Raw genomic sequence first — 15,736 nt, forward strand, 5'->3', positions numbered from 1 at the left:
AAGAGACACACCGGCATCTTCACGTGCATGTTCGGGTTGCCGCATGTACTGCCGGCGAAATCGACCACACGCGTGCCGTTCAGATGCGCAGCGGCTGCGGAGTCTTGAGAGGATGCACAGGCGGCCAGGCCGGCCGTGATCAGCAAAGCAGGAACAATCGATTTCATATACCGCCTCAAAGTCATAAACGCCAGTCAAACGAGCCATCACCCACGCGGCGCCGCCGCAGGCGCTCGCTCCGTCTGGTTCCACCATCCGCCACCCACGGCCTGAAACAGCGCCGCCGTATCCGCGAAACGTGCGGCCCGCGCCTGGATGGCGGCCATGCGCGTCGCTTCGCTCGCCTGTTGCGCAACCCACACCGACAAACTCGACGCCTCCCCGGATTGCAGTTGCACGCGAGCAATCGCGAGACTGCGCGATGCGGCATCGGCGGCGGCAAGCGCGGCCTGCAACGTGCGGGCATCGGCCTGCACGCTTTGCAGCACGTCCGCCACGTTCTGAAACGCGTTGATGACCGTGGACCGATACTGCGCAGAGGCCTCGACGAAGGCCGCCTGGGCTGCGCGCTGGCGGTGCAGCAGCGCCCCGCCCTGAAAGAGCGGCTGAGCAACCTTGCCGATCACGTTGAAGAACTGGTTGTACGGTGTGAACGCATTGGCCACGGCGTTGGGCGAGGTGCCGAGCGCAGCCGTCAGCGAAATTTGCGGCAGGCGGTTCGCAATCGCCACGCCCACCTGCGCGCTCGCCGCATGCAGCGCCGCAGCCGCCGCGAGAATATCGGGCCGCTGTTCGACGAGCTTCGACGGCACGCTGACCGGAAGATCCTCCGGCAAATGCAGTGAGGACAACTCGAAACCGGCGGCGACGTCCTCGTTCGGATACCCGCCAACGAGCGCGACCAGCGCGTCGCGCTGCAACGCGAGCTGCTTCTGGAGCGGCGGCAAAGCAGCCTGGGCCTGCGCCAACGCCGTCTCCTGCTGCAGCACGTCGGCCTGCGATGCTTCTCCTGCCGCATGCTGGCGTTGAACGATATCGACGAGCGAAGTGTCTGCGGCGATCACCGCCTGCTGCGCGCCGATCTGATCGCGCAGCGCGGCCTGATTGATCGCGCCGAGCACGATGTTCGTGCTCAACGTCACACGCGCCGCTTCGAGTTCGAAGCGCTGGTTGTCGGCCTGCGCCGCCGCGGACTCGATCATGCGGCGGTTCAAGCCGAACGCGTCCAGCGAATAGGACACCGTGAGTTCGCCCGTATAGAGCGAATAGATGCGCTGATTGTTTGCTGCGACCGGCGCGAGGCTTGCCGTGGAAGTCTCGTTGCGGCTGCCCGATGCATCGAGGCCGATGGCGGGAAAGAGCGAGCCGCGTTGCGCGAGCACGTTTTCCTGCGCGGCCGTCAGCGCGGCCTGCGCCGCGGCCACGGTCGGGCTTGCCTGCAGGCCGCGCTCAACCAATGCATCGAGCGTGTGAGACTGAAAAAGCGTCCACCACTCGCCAGATACGTCGCCGCCGCTCACGAAGCGTTGCGGCGCGGCGCCGTCCGTCATGGGCGGCAACGGCGACCGTGCGTAACCCGCGTTGCCCGGTGCGTCGGGCTGCCGGAAGTCGGGCCCCACCGCGCAGGCGGCCAACACGAGCGGCAGCAGCAGGCTGATACGTTTCAATGCGTACACGGTTGTCCCCTGATCACTCTGCGAATTGCGGCTCGTTCGTCTCTTGCGGCGCACTCGTGCGCGTCGTCTTTCCGAGTCGGTCGAACCACGGGTAGACGGACGGCAACACGAGCAGCGTGAGCAGCGTCGCGGAAACCAGGCCGCCGATCACGACGGTGGCAAGCGGACGTTGCACTTCCGCGCCGGAACTCGTCGAAAAGGCCATCGGCAGGAAGCCGAGGCTCGCCACGGTTGCGGTCATCAGGACCGGCCGCAGCCGTGTCAATGCAGCCTGCTTCGCGGCGGCTACCGCGCTGAGTCCCTCCGAACGTTTTTCGACGATGTAGCTCACCAGCACCACACCGTTGAGCACGGCAATGCCGAACAGCGCGATGAAGCCGACCGCCGCGGAAATGCTGAACGGCAGGCCGCGCAGCCACAGCGCAAAGATTCCGCCGATGGCCGCGAACGGCACGTTGAAGAAGATCAGTGCGGCGAGACTCGCGCTGTTGAACATCAGGTAAAGCAGCACGTAGATGGCAGTCAGCGCGACGGGCACCACGACATAGAGGCGCGCCATCGCTTCCTGCAGATTCTTGAAGCTGCCGCCCCACGACACGGTGTAGCCGGGCGGCAGCTTCAACTGCGTGTCCACCGCGTGCTGCGCAGCGGTCACGAAACCGGCGAGATCGCGGCCCCGCACGTTGGCCTGCACCATGATCACGCGCTGCCCGTCCTCGCGTTCGATGGTGGACGGACCGGGCTCCATGCGGATGTCGGCCACTTCGGAAAGCGGCACGGCGTGGCCAGCGCCGTCGCTCACGCGCAGGTCGCCGATACGCGCTACGTCGTCGCGATCCTGAGACTGCAGGCGCACGCGCACGTCGAACCGCCCTTCTCCGTCCACGATCTGGCCAACGGTTCGGCCACCCAGCGACTGCACGAGATCCAGTACCTGCGACGCATTCAGGCCGTAGCGCGCCACCGCCTCGCGATTCACGACGATGCGCAGATAAGGCTGGCCAATGGTCTGCTGCGCTTCTACATCGGCGGCGCCCGGCACGCGCGACACGATGGCCGCGATGCGCTCCGCCGTGTCGTGCAGCGTGTCGAGGTCGTTGCCGTGAACCATGATGGCCACGTCGGCCTGCACGCCTGCAAGCAGGTCGTCCATGCGCATCTGGATAGGCTGGTCCCAGCTCAAGGTGAGCCCCGGCACAGCGCGATCGAGCGCGTCCGAGTAGGCCGCCACCAGGCCGTCCTGGCTCTGCGCGGTCTTCCAGGCGGACCTGGGCTTGAGCATGATGAAGGTGTCGCTTTGCTCCACGCCCATCGGGTCCGTGGGAATTTCCGAACTACCGCCCAGCGTGACCGCGGACTGCACTTCGGGAAAGCGCATCAGCGTGCGCTCCACCATCGTCTGCGCCTGTACGGCCGAGGGCACCGAGATGCCGGGCAGCTTGGTGGTCGTCACCGTCAACGCGCCTTCTTCCAGGTGCGGCAGGAATTCCGCACCCAGGCGCGTGCCTGCGGCGCACGCGGCAGCCAGCAGCGCCAGCGCAACACCGATGGTAAGCACGGGATGGCGCGTGGCGGTTGCCAGCATCGGCTCGTAGCGTTGTCTCGCCCAGCCCACAATGCGGCTCTCGTGTTCGGCGATCCTGCCGCGCAACAGGAAGCTGGCGAGTACGGGCATCAACGTGAGCGTGAGCACGAGCGACGCAATCAGCGCGAAGATCACAGTCATGGCCATGGGGCGGAACATCTTGCCTTCGATGCCCTGAAGACTCAGCACGGGCAGATACACGGCGGTAATGATGAGGACCGCGAACGTCACGGGCCTCGCCACTTCACCGGCCGCCTCGCGCACCACGGGCAGCATCGGGCCGTCCGGCGCAAGCGAACGGCGTCTGACGACGTTCTCGATGGTGACCACCGCGCCGTCCACCAGCAGTCCGAAGTCGATGGCGCCGAGGCTCATGAGGTTGCCCGACATGCCGGCGCAGTACATCGCAATGGCCGCAGCCAGCATCGACAACGGAATCGCCGACGCCACCACCAACCCCGCGCGCACGTTGCCCAGCAGCAGAAGCAGCACGGCGATCACGAGCACGGCGCCTTCCACCATGTTGTGCGCAACCGTGTCGAGCACGCGGTTCATCAGATCCGCGCGGTTGTAGTACGGCGTGATTTCCACGCCATGCGGCAAGGTCTTGTTGATCGCGGCGATAGCCTGCTGCACGCGTTGCGCGACGACGCGCGTGTTCTGCCCCAGTCCCATCAGCACGACGCCGACCACGGCCTCGCCCTTGCCGTCATGCGTGACCGCGCCGAGGCGCGGCATGGGCGCTTCGGTGACGTGCGCCACGTCGCGCACGTAAAGCGGCGTGCCGCCCTGCCCCGTACGCAGCACGATGTTGCCGATATCCGCCGTGTCGCGCAGCAGCCCCTCGCCGCGAATGATGGACTCGCCGCCATTGTGTTCGATCGTCGCGCCTCCGGTCGCACCGTTGTTCATCTGCACGGCGTTGAAGACGTCGCTGATCGAGAGGCCATAGCGGGTGAGCGCATCGTCCAGCACCTGTACCTCGTAGGTCTTGAGTTCGCCTCCGTTCACGTTGACGTCGACCACGCCTTCCACTTCGCGAAGCTTCGGCGCGATCTGCCAGTCGAGCAGCGTGCGCAGTGTCATGAGCGACTGGCCTCGACCATGGACGCGAAACTGGTAGATCTCGCTCAGGCCATCCGACAACGGGCCCATTTGAGGCGTATTCGTGCCGGGTGGAAGCTGCAGCGTCTGCAGCCGCTCGGCCACCAGATTGCGGTCGAGATGAATGTCGGTGCCATCGGCGAAACGCACGTAGACGACCGAGAGGCCGTAGCGCGAAATGGACCGCAGGCCCTGCATGCCCGGCAACCCTTGAAGCGCCAGTTCCACCGGCGACGTGATGGAACGCTCCACGTCCACGGGTGCGAGGCCCGCGGCCTGGGTGGTCACCAGCACCTGAATGGGCGAGATGTCCGGTTCGGCATCGAACGGCAGCCGCTGCATGCAGACGATGCCGATGCCGACCATCGCGGCCACCAGAATCAGTACGACGGCGCGGTTGCGAAGCGCCGCATTCACGATCTTGGTCATCATGGTCTTCGCCCCGCTCTAGCCTTCGTCCGGAATGGCGCCTTGCAGCAACGCCGCCTTCAACCAATAGCTGCCGTCCGCGACAACGGGCGTTCCGCTCGCCACGCCGCTCACGATTTCCGTCATGCCATTCGATGTTTCGCCAGCCCGCACGGCACGCCACGCGAAACGCCCCTTGCCCGCGGGCACGAACACGGCGGTCTGGCCATTCACGTCCTGAAGCGCGGTCTCGGGCACGAGCACGGCAGCGTGATCAAGCGGCGCGGCAATCGCCACCGTGCCGAACATGTTGGCTCGCAGGGCACCGTCCGCATTCGGTAATTCGCATCGCACGGCGACCGTGCCGGTGGCGGCATCGGCCTGGCTCGCGACATCGGCCACGCGGCCGCTGAACGTGCGCCCCGCGTACGCGTCGAAGCGAACCGTCGCTGTCTCGCCTGGCCGCACGCTCGCGGCCTCGCGTTCCGGTACGTTCGCCACCACCCATACCGTGGACGGGTCGGCCAGCGTAACAACGGGTGCCGAGGTCTCCACCATGTCGCCCACTGCGACGCCCACGCTCGTCACGACGCCATCGAACGGCGCAATCAGGGCTCCCAGGGAATCGCGCGGGCTCATTTGCGCGAGGGCGCCGCTTCGCCGGCCTTGCATCGTGCCTGCGCCGATGGGCATCAGCCGCTGTCTCATGGCCATCCACTTCTGCAGGTCCGCCTCGCGCGAGCGCAGCATGGCTTCGGCGCTGACCGCTGCGGCGCGCCGGCGCTCCAGTTCGCTTTGTGCGAGACCGCCCGCCGCCACCAGTGCGGGGGCTCGCGCGAGGGCCGCTTGCGCCGTGGTGGCCGCCGCCTTCGCGTCCGCCACGGCGGCCTGCGCGCTGGCGATCTGGCCGCGCACGTCGCTCAGATCGAACTCGTCCAGCGCCGCGAGTTGCTGGCCCGCGTGAACGCGGTCGCCCACGGCGACGTCGAGGGCTTCGATCCGTCCTTTGGATGCTGCGCTGACTTGTGCGACGCGTGTCGTGTCGAAGCTGACCACGCCGGTCGCGGTGACGGTGTGCACGCCTGGGCGAAGCTCGGCCGTTGCGAGGTGCAGGTTCATGTTGTTGAGCGCGTCGGCGGAAACCTGCACCGTGTCAGGCACAGCAGGTGCCTCATTTGCCGGTGACGGTGTGGCCGGCGGCTGGGTCGCTGCTGCGGCGGTGGGCGCGTGCCCATGCAAGACCACCACGCCGATGAGGGCCACGACGGCGGCTGCACCGGCCGATAAGGCAATACGCCTGCGTTTCGAATTTTTCACGGATGCTCTCGATAGATGGATGAGGCGTACGCGCGATGCAACGCGTTTTGCCTCGGTCATTACCGGAGCCATTCTGGTCAGGCGCGACTGATTATCAGGTGACTGCGGGATGTCATCTTTGACATCCGCGAAGGCGCGCGTCGGCTTCGTGGTGCCGACGCGGCGTTAGACGACGACGGGGAAGTAGAGCGTGAAGGTGGTGCGACCGGCCGCGCTCATCACGTCCACTCTGCCGCGATGCGATTCCATGATCGACTTCACGATGGCGAGCCCGAGCCCCATGTTTTTCGCGGACTGTTCGCGCGCGGGATTGACGCGGTAGAAGCGGTCGAAGACCTTGTCGAGATGGCCGGGCGGAATGGTTGCGCCGTGATTCGTCACCTCCACGGCCACGTACGCGTTCGCGCGATACGCGCGAATGGCGATCTCCGATTCCGCGTCGGCGTGATCGAGCGCGTTGGAGAGCAGATTGCTCATGGCGCGGCGAAACATGGTCGGGTCGGCCGGAATGGGGAGCGTGCCGTCCATGACGAGGCGCACGCGCTTGTCTTCGGCCACGGCGTCGAAGTAGGACGCGAGTCTCGAAAACTCGCCCTGGCAGTCCAATACCCCTATTTTCAAGGGCTCTTTCGCGTGATCGGCTCGCGCAATGAAGAGCATCGTCTCGATCATGCGCTGCAGCCGCTCGCATTCCTCGATATTGGAATCGATCAAGGGGGATGAACAAGGTAAGCGCAATTTCCTATCATAATCCTCGAAGTTATGAAAATTCTTTTGCCTATTCGTAAATCGACATAAACGAGCTACCGCTTGAGGTCGCGTGCGGCGAACGCCTGATCGAACTGCCGGGCTCGCTGCACTTCATCGCTGTGCAGATAGGTTGACGTCGTCGAGATCGACGAATGGCGCAGATTGTCGCGCACCATGATTAGCTCGGCGCCTCGGGTCAGCGCATGTGACGCGTGCGTGTGGCGCATCCAGTGTGGGCTCGCGCGGCGCAGCTTCTCGGCTGTCGCGGGCCGCTCGTCCTGGATCGCATCTGCGACCAGCACGAAGAACCGCCTCAGCACGCGCCAAAGCCTTGTGCTTTCGATGTGCGCGCCGTCCCCCTCGAGGCTCGCGACGAGCGGCGTCGCCGGATTCCAGCGCGCGGGCGTGACCGGCAGGCCCCGCTGCACGAGAAACTGGTCAAGCGCTGTCCGCGCAAGCGGTGGCAATGCCACCTTGCCGCGCTTGCCACCCTTGCCGAGCACGTGCAGCCAATGATCGCCGTGCTCGTCCCGGCGAATGTCGGCAAGCGTCGCGCCGACCAGTTCGCTCGCGCGCAGGCCGGTCGCATAGCCGAAGTCGAGCAGAAACCGCAAGCGCTGCGCGGCCCGCACGCTCCAGCCATAAGACCATTCGAGGCCATCGGCCAGCGTGCGGATCAGCAGCCACTCGCCCTCGGAGAAGCCCCGCGACGCGTCCAATCCGGCGCTCGGCGCATGGCTCTTGACCTTGACGCCGGCGAACGGATTCGCGAGCACATAGCGCTGCTCGACCAGCCAGCGGAACAGTGCCGACAGGACATTCAATGCGTACGCTGCCGAGCGGGCTGACAGTGGGCCGGTAAACGGCCGCCATTCGACACTGTGCCTCGGCCGGGATGGTCCGACCCAGCGTTCGCGCGGCGTCGGCCGCCGCAGGAATGCCCGGTAGGCGATCGCGTCGTCGGTGTTGAGCGACGACAGCGCGCGGCCTCGTTCGACGATTGCCCACAGGATCAGGCGTTCCGCCTCTTTTCGGTAAGCGCGCTGCGTGGCCGCCGATTCGTGCAGCGACAGCCAGGACTGGACCGCTTCGTAGTCGTTGGACGCGTTCAGCAGACAGGCGGCCTGCGGTGCGCGGAACTGTCCGTGCGAGCCGTCGACTTCGTTCGGCACGCGCAACTGCTCCCATGGCACGACGTCTCCGGCCGGCGCCGCGACGATCAACGCCCGCGCCCGTTCGGTTAGCGCCGGATGGGCGGCAAAGAATGCCTCGATATGCCGTGCGCTCGCGACACCGAGACCATCGATTGCCGCCCACCAGCGGCGCCGGCGCGGAATCCGCACGGTCAGCTCGGCCAGCGTCCGGATGCCGTGCGCCTGCAGGGTGGCCACCGCCCGCGGCGGCAACCACCGGTCGATCTCGTCGGCGATGTGCGGCACCGGTGCTGGCAGGCTGCGCAACGTTTCGATTGCACGCGCAACGGCGTCGGCCGGCCTGGGCCCCCTTTCGCCGAATACCTCCGCCAGATCGTCGCGATGGCGGCTTGCCGCATATGCGACCAAGGCACGCCGGATGCGGCCGAGCACGCCGCGCGACGACGCGCCGGCTGCTCTTCGGTCGCCCAGATAGCGGGCGACCGCGGCCCGTGCGTCAAGGCCCGCGTACCAGGCGCGCAGCGCGGCCAGTTCGGCGTCGTCGGGAAACATGATCGGTTCGGTCTCACGCGTTTTCATGATCGGCAGTTTAGTTCAAAATGGGCAATGGACTGATAATGTTATTTATCAGTCCATCCGTATTCCGTGCACCCCAAACCGAGCCCAGAGCAGCCTGGTCTCGCCCTCCGGTCAACTCCTGAGGCATGACCTACGGGGCGGCAGCAGACGTTAAGGGTTATTCGATGCCGGCCCTCATTCGCGTGACGATGGGCGCGCGACGACGTGTTCGGGCCGGGATCGAATAACCGCTAATGCAGGCAAAGAAAATAGGCTTACCATTGGTTTTTGTGGCTTCTCACGCTGCTACAGTCCGAGGTCTTTGGAGTAGCCCCACGTATCTGAGGACACAAGGACTCTCTTAAAATACGGATAGTCTTGTGACCATCACGAAGCCTAGTCATTACGTGGAAAGCATCGAAATTTTGAGCGGACCGGAGCGTCGTCGGCGACGCACGGTGCAGGAAAAAATCGCCATCGTGCAGGAGACGTTAGCTCCGGGCGCGTCGGTATCGGCAGTGGCCCGACGGCACGGCGTCAATCCGAACCAGATGTTCGGCCGGCGCAAGCAGCACCAGGAAGGCAGCCTGGCGGCAGTCAAAGCGGGTGAGACAGTCGTCGCGGCGGCACCATCCAGGGAACTGCCTGCATGGCCCACGCTCGCCGAAAGATCCATGATCTACATGCCGTCCATCCCAATGCGCTAACGGAAGAAGCGCTGCGCCGGATCGGCGCGCTCTACAAGATCGAGGAGCAGATCCGTGGCAGACCACCTGATGAGCGGCACAGCGTGCGCCAGGCGCGAGCGGTGGCGCTGCTCGACGACATGAAACGCTGGTTCGAAGCAACGCTCGCCACGCTTTCTGCAAAATCCGACACGACCAGGGCGATTCAGTACGCGCTGAATCGCTGGCCGGCGCTCATCTACTACTGCAGCGACGGGCGTGCGGAAATCGACAACCTGATCGCCGAGCGAGCACTGCGCGGCGTCGCCCTCGGCAGACGGAATTACTTGTTCGCCGGCGCCGACTCCGGTGGCGAACGTGCCGCCGCGATGTATAGCCTGATTGGCACGGCGCGCTTGAACGGCCTCGATCCCGAGGCGTATCTCACCTACGTGCTCGAGCGCGTCGCTGACCATCCGATCAACCGCATCGACGAACTGCTGCCGTGGAACGTGGCGTCGTCGCTACCCTCTACTGCCCACGTGGAGCCTATCCGATAGCATCGCGCTCCCGTCGTCAACGATCTACGCTACGGTGCTGGTCGAGTGCTTACCCTGTACGCAGCGGAACTTCGGGATCGCGGCGAACATGCTGGTCATGGAGGACCAGGACGCGTTCCATCGCTGCCTGCTCCTCTTCGAGCAGACACGGTCCGCTGCCATAGACGTGCCTGCCGATGGAAACAATCTCGGGTTCTTCCAGCGGTGGCAAATTCGCAGCGCCCCGAAGAGCGTTCACCGCTTCATGCTGGGCATTCCGTGCGCTGCCAGGAGTCGCGAAAGAAGCCAGTGGCCGGCGAGAGACGTTCAGCCGCGCTTGCGCACGAGCCAGTTCTCGATGTGCAGTCCGGCGATGCGCGCAAACTCGCCCTCGTTGTCGGTCACCAGCACCGCATCGAGCGCCAGCGCGTGCGCCGCAATCAGCATATCGTTCGCCCCGATCGGCTGGCCGGCGCGCTCGAGCGCCGCGCGCAGCTGCCCGTAGAAACGGTCCGCATCGCCGTTGAGTGCCATCACGGGCAGGCTCGCCAACACGCTTTCAATGCGGCCGGTGAGTTCGGCCGACCCTTTCTTTTCCGCACCGAAACGCAGCTCGGCGGCCACGATGATCGAGGTGCATAAACTGTCCGGGTCGCACTGTGCGATGCGCGCGGCACACGCACCGCGCGTATTACGCAGGGCGTCGGAAATGATGTTGGTATCGAGTAGATACAGCGGCATCAGAGCTCCACGGGCTCGGCCGGCAGATCGCCTATGTCGGGGAACCCGACGTCGAGCGGCGCCCACTGCGCCAGCAGCTCGCGCAGGGGCGTGACGGGCAGCGGCTCGATAATGAGACAGGCTCCTTCCCGCCGGATGACAGCTTCCTCGCCGGGCAGCTCCAGCTCGCGTGGGATACGGATGGCCTGGTTGCGGCCGTTACGGAACAGCCGGACGTGTCGACCTTCGATCATGGCTGACCTCGCAGTTGATTGGCATATGCCAAAGCATATGCTAAAAGAGGGCGGCGCGCAATTTCGCCTCCGCTCAGCTCGGGGCGGCTTCAGAATTCGGACAGAAAAGCTGTTGGCCTGGCGCCCATTATTCCTACTAAAACATGTTATCAAGATAATACTGGCGCACCGGTGGCCACCCTCATGGTGAGACTTTACGGGACAACCCCTTCATGCCAACCGGGGTGCCCTCAAGAAACGGATTTTTACGTACGCTAAACCGCATCGACGAACTACTGCCCTGGAACGTCGCGCCGAATCTGCCACGCTTACGTCTACGCCGGGCGCGGCTGAGCGGCACTGGGGTGCCCGGCGATCTGCAGTCTTGCGTTGCGCCAAACTACGCAGCCACCGGGCAGCGGTAAATGGCCAAACGACAGCCCATCTGGCGAACGCACCGGTGCGACTAGCCCCTCCGAACGCATGGTGGGAACAGGGGACTCGAAACTACTGGCGCGACAGGCCCCGAACGTGCACTGTGTGAGCACCCCAGCCGCAAACACGGATCGGCGCACGCTCGTGGCAGCGTCAGAGGCGCGAATCCCGGATGCGCGCGCGAACTGAACCGCTTCCCCGGCCACCAGGCTCACTGACCAACAGGCGCAAATTCGAACATGAACGCCAACACCTCCTCGCCGGCGAGCGAGCCACCGCGGGCCTCACGTATCGTCGCGATCGGCGGCTCGGCCGGCGCGCTTCAGGCGCTTGGCCGGTTTTTCCGCGCGGCTAGTGTCATACGGCCCGATATCGCTTTCGTGGTCGTGGTGCATCTCGCTCCGGACGCCGAGAGTCATCTGGCCGAGTTACTGGCGCGGGCCACTCCCCTGGTCGTGTCAGTCATCGAAGACGGAGCACCGATTATGGGCGGACATGTCTATGTCATCTCGCCAAAATTCTCCGTCAGCGTTTTCCATGGACTGTTCCGGCTATCGCCCGCCGTCGGCCGGCCGGAGATTCCCATGCCAGTCGACCACCTGTTCAAGTCGCTTGCGACGGACCAGCACGAGCGCGCGATAGGCATCGTACTCACCGGCGCCAACGCAGACGGCGCAGCGGGTCTACGCCTGATCAAGGCGGAAGGCGGCATGGTGATGGCGCAGGATCCGGAAACGGCCGAGCACGGCGCCATGCCAGCGTATGCCATCGACACCGGTCTGGTTGATTACGTGCTGCCGGTGGAGGACATGCCGGCGGCGCTCATCGAGTACATCGGACGCTCGGAAGCGGTCATACTGTCAAGTTTTGCACCCGACGGCGATTCCCCCGACCTCGAGCCGGTGCTCAGAACCCTGGCGGACGCGGGTTTCGAGTTCAGGGGCTACAAGCGCGGAACTCTGGCGCGCCGCGTGGCGCGCCGCATGAGCGTCAACCGCGTCGCCAGTCTCCAGCTCTATTGCGACCTGCTCAGACGCCGGCCTGAAGAGGTCGAGGCACTCGGTCTGGACATGATGATTGGCGTCACCGAGTTTTTCCGCGACCCGCAGGCCTGGCAGGCGCTGTCCGAGCGGGTCTTGGCGCGCCTACTGGACGAACCTGCAGGTGACCAACCGTTGCGCGTCTGGATCCCCGCCTGCGCGACGGGTGAGGAAGCCTATTCGATGGCGATGCTGCTGGCCGAGGAAATCGAGAAGCGCGGCGAATTGCGAAAATTCATGATCCTTGCGTCTGACGTGAACCGCGTGGCGCTCGTGCGTGCGCGGCTGGGCATTTACGCTCCCGGCGTGGCGTTGCCGCTCGGAGAGGCGCGGCTCGAACGCTTCTTTCATGCGCGCAACGATGGCTATCAGGTCCGGCAGGAGATTCGCGAGACGATCCTGTTCACGCCACAGAACCTGATCGCCGACCCGCCGTTCTCCCGCGTCGATCTCATCAGTTGCCGCAACCTGCTGATCTATCTCGAGCCTGACGCCCAGCAGCGCGTGTTCGAACTGTTTCACTTCTCGCTCAATCCGAACCGCTTTCTGTTCCTCGGGCGCTCGGAGAGTACCGATCCCGACTCGACCCAGTTTCACGAGGTGTCCAAAGCCTGGCGCATTTACCAGCGCAGCCCCGTAGCGAGTCCCGGTGTCTCCGGCTATCGCTTTTCGACACGCACCGTGCGTCGCGAGGAGTTCCCGCCCGCGAGCCGCGTAGGTGTCCGGAACAAGGGCTACGCGGAGCTGGTGAATGCCACCTTGCTGGCCGAGCACCACGCGGCGTCCATCCTGGTCAACGCTTCGCACCAAGTCCTGTATGTGAGCGGCGCGGCGGACGAATATCTGAGCCAGCCTGCGGGCGAGCCGACCGGTAATCTCCTCGACATGACGCGCGAAGGGCTGCGCCTGAAGTTGCGGATCGCCCTGCGCCGCGCACTGGATAACAGATCAGGGACACCGGTGAGCGAAATCGTATCGAACGCAGAGATGCCGGCAATCAAGATCACCGTGACGCGCCCGTTCGATACGGCGAATTCCGGCAAGGCCCTGCTCGTGCTGTTCGCCCGGCTGCCTGTGGTCGACCGCCCTGCGTCGCCGGTTACATCGGGAGTGGATTCGGACCTCTGGCACCTGGAGCGCGAGCTTCGCACAACCCAGGCGGCCCTTGGCGGCACGATCGAGGAACTGGAAGAAAGCAACAGCGAACTGAGGGTGTCGAACGAAGAAGTGCTTTCCATGAACGAGGAACTGCACTCGGCCAACGAGGAACTCGAAACGTCGAAAGAGGAACTGCAGGCGGTCAATGAACAGCTAAGCCAGGTGAACGCGCAGCTCGAACAGAAGCTGCACGAGCTGGAGGCGCTCAACGCGGACGTCACGAGCGTTCTGGCCAGCACGGAAATCCCGACCGTGCTGCTCGACGAGCACGGCATCATCAGACGGTTCACACCCAGTGCTGGTCGGTTGTTTGGTCTTGCGCCCGCAGATACGGGCCGCGCCATTGCCGAGGTGCTCGGCGCACCCCTGGGCGATGCGCTAATGTCGGACACGGAACACGTACTCGCCGGCCTCACCCGCTCCGCGGAAAAGGAGGTTCAGACGGCCACGGGCCTCTGGTATCTGCGCCGGATCACGCCCTATGCCGCGGCTGACGGCAGGCTGCCCGCTGGCGCAGTGCTCACGTGGATGGACATCACGCCCGTCAGACGCGCCAATGAGCGCTCGCGGCACCTGGCTGCAGTCGTGCAGGACTCCAACGATGCAGTCACGGTATTCGACCTGAAAGGCCACTTCCTTGCATGGAATCGGGCTGCCACCCGTATGTATGGCTACAGCGAGGAGGAGGCGCTGGACATGTCTGTCTCCGACCTGCAGCCGAAAGGGGCAAGACACGATCATCTTGACTTCATCCATCAGGCGTTGCATCACGAAGCGCTCCATTCCTACGAAACGCAGCGGGTCGCGAAGGATGGCCATGTGGTCGATATCTGGCTGACGATGTCGATTCTGCTGGATGATTCGGGCAACGCGGTAGCGGTTGCCTCGACCGAACGGGACATGATCGACCGCAGTGCGAGCAACGCGCAGCTCCGGGAGCGCGCGGAGCAACTCGCACTGGCCGACCGGCGGAAAAACGAGTTTCTGGCCATGCTTGCCCATGAGCTACGCAATCCACTGGCGGCGTTATATTCGGCCGGTAACCTGCTCGCGTCGGCGGCGGCCTCCGAAGCCCAGAAGACCTGGGCCGTGGGCGTGATCCAGCGCCAGGGCGCCGCCATGATGCATCTAGTGAACGATATGCTTGACATCACACGGATCACCAGCGGCAGCATTGAACTGAACCGGCGGACTGTCGCGCTGAAAACCATCGTGCAGAGTGGCATAGAGGTCTGCCAGCCTATCGTCGAAGAGCGTCATCACCGGCTGTCGGTCTCGCTGCCCGACGTCCCCCTCTTTCTCTACGCGGACCCAACCCGGCTCTCGCAGGTCATCGAGAACATCGTGATCAATGCGGCCAAATTCACTGCGCCCGGAGGATCCATCGAGCTGCGGGCGACCGCCACGGCTCATCGCTTGTCGCTGAGTATCAAGGATAACGGGCGAGGCATTCCGCCGGACATGATCGGGAGCCTGTTTGACATGTTCGTTCAGGGTCCCGCATCCGACGCACCGCGCCATCGCGGGCTGGGTGTTGGCCTGTCCATCGTCAGGCGCCTGGTCGAACTGCACGGCGGATCGGTCCGTGCGCTCAGCGACGGTCGCACCGGTAGCGAGTTTATCGTCGACCTTCCGCTAGATACGACGTCGCCCACCATCGGGCGCGACGCGATGCCAGTACCGGCCACCGCGCTTCCTAAACGGATTCTCATCGTTGACGACAACGCAGACGCGGGCGAAGCGCTTGCGACGCTGTTGACCATCGCGGGACACGAGGTGAAGACCTGCCTCGACGGTGCTTCGGGCATCGCCATGACGGCGAGCTTCGACCCGGAGGTCATCCTGCTCGACATTGGATTACCCGACATGGACGGCTATGAAGTCGCGCAAAGATTGCGCGCCGCAGATACGGGACGGCACGTGACATTGATCGCACTCACGGGGTACGGGCTGCCTGTGGATCGTAGTCGGTCAGCCGCGGAAGGATTCGACCATCACCTAACCAAGCCGGTCGATCCCGAAGACGTGGTTCGACTGTTGGCCGCACCGACCTGAGTCGCTCGACAGGGCGGCCGATGATGCACCGGCCGCCCTCTGACTCTGCGCGATGTCTCCTGCGCTATATGTTGCCCATCGTGAGAGACAAGTCAGGAACGCACAATAGGCAGGGTGCTGGGAGCCGCCTGCACGCGCGAAATGGTCCCTTCTTCGGAGCAAGCCGATTCGCTACATCTGCGGACCAGTCAAAGGCGTCGTCATTTCTGCAGCGGCGAGTCTGCTCGCAATTGAAGAAGTGCTGGAAAAGCTGGGTAGTCTGCAGTTCCGCCTCCGCGGTGAGATAACGAGAGAGGTGGATAGCTGGCTTGCCGAAGCTGCACGATTGAGCCGGTGCAC

Annotated in this window: 8 protein-coding genes and 2 pseudogenes; 3 read left to right on the plus strand and 7 right to left on the minus strand. The window is 64.6% G+C overall.

The annotated features are described in order from the left end of the window. Nucleotides 1-206: 206 nt before the first annotated feature. The 5 genes from PKKP23_RS20610 to PKKP23_RS20630 form a co-directional block, all read right to left on the minus strand. Nucleotides 207-1,676, minus strand: a complete 1,470-nt coding sequence (locus PKKP23_RS20610) for an efflux transporter outer membrane subunit (RefSeq protein ID WP_126878230.1) — start codon at nt 1,674-1,676, stop codon at nt 207-209. Nucleotides 1,677-1,689: 13 nt separating this feature from the next. Then, the gene (locus PKKP23_RS20615; RefSeq protein ID WP_126878231.1) at nt 1,690-4,797 is read right to left on the minus strand and encodes an efflux RND transporter permease subunit; all 3,108 of its coding nucleotides are present in this window, start codon (nt 4,795-4,797) and stop codon (nt 1,690-1,692) included. Nucleotides 4,798-4,812: 15 nt separating this feature from the next. Continuing rightward, nucleotides 4,813-6,090 carry an efflux RND transporter periplasmic adaptor subunit gene (locus PKKP23_RS20620; protein ID WP_161978124.1) on the minus strand — a complete coding sequence of 426 codons (1,278 nt, stop codon included), beginning with the start codon at nt 6,088-6,090 and terminating at the stop codon, nt 4,813-4,815. Between the two features lie 165 nt (nt 6,091-6,255). Further along, complete coding sequence (locus tag PKKP23_RS20625) at nt 6,256-6,804, minus strand: ATP-binding protein (protein ID WP_240659075.1); 549 nt, start codon at nt 6,802-6,804, stop codon at nt 6,256-6,258. Between the two features lie 89 nt (nt 6,805-6,893). Then, nucleotides 6,894-8,573 (minus strand): phage integrase family protein, encoded by a 1,680-nt coding sequence (locus PKKP23_RS20630; protein ID WP_126878233.1) that lies wholly within the window; start codon nt 8,571-8,573, stop codon nt 6,894-6,896. A 359-nt stretch (nt 8,574-8,932) separates the two neighbouring features. Here PKKP23_RS20630 and PKKP23_RS20635 point away from each other — a divergent pair. Together PKKP23_RS20635 and tnpC are read left to right on the plus strand one after the other, a co-directional pair. Further along, nucleotides 8,933-9,202 (plus strand): annotated as a pseudogene (locus tag PKKP23_RS20635) (transposase); the annotation flags it as partial. Beyond that, nucleotides 9,178-9,777: pseudogene (tnpC, locus tag PKKP23_RS20640) on the plus strand (IS66 family transposase); the annotation flags it as partial. The pseudogenes PKKP23_RS20635 and tnpC, both read left to right, overlap by 25 nt. 306 nt (nt 9,778-10,083) lie before the next feature. Here the strand turns inward: tnpC and PKKP23_RS20645 are convergent. Both PKKP23_RS20645 and PKKP23_RS20650 read right to left on the minus strand, forming a co-directional pair. Then, nucleotides 10,084-10,497, minus strand: coding sequence for a type II toxin-antitoxin system VapC family toxin (locus PKKP23_RS20645; RefSeq protein WP_042304111.1), 414 nt, complete (start codon nt 10,495-10,497; stop codon nt 10,084-10,086). Then, nucleotides 10,497-10,730 carry an antitoxin gene (locus tag PKKP23_RS20650; protein ID WP_042304110.1) on the minus strand — a complete coding sequence of 78 codons (234 nt, stop codon included), beginning with the start codon at nt 10,728-10,730 and terminating at the stop codon, nt 10,497-10,499. Before PKKP23_RS20650 ends, PKKP23_RS20645 begins: the two co-directional genes overlap by 1 nt. Before the next feature lie 653 nt (nt 10,731-11,383). Between PKKP23_RS20650 and PKKP23_RS20655 the strand changes: the two genes are divergently transcribed. Further along, the gene (locus tag PKKP23_RS20655) at nt 11,384-15,397 is read left to right on the plus strand and encodes a CheR family methyltransferase (RefSeq protein ID WP_126878234.1); all 4,014 of its coding nucleotides are present in this window, start codon (nt 11,384-11,386) and stop codon (nt 15,395-15,397) included. The last annotated feature ends 339 nt before the right edge of the window (nt 15,398-15,736 follow it).

It is taken from the genome of Paraburkholderia kururiensis JCM 10599 = LMG 19447, from assembly GCF_003986935.1.
In the GTDB taxonomy this organism is placed as follows: Bacteria; Pseudomonadota; Gammaproteobacteria; order Burkholderiales; family Burkholderiaceae; genus Paraburkholderia; species Paraburkholderia kururiensis.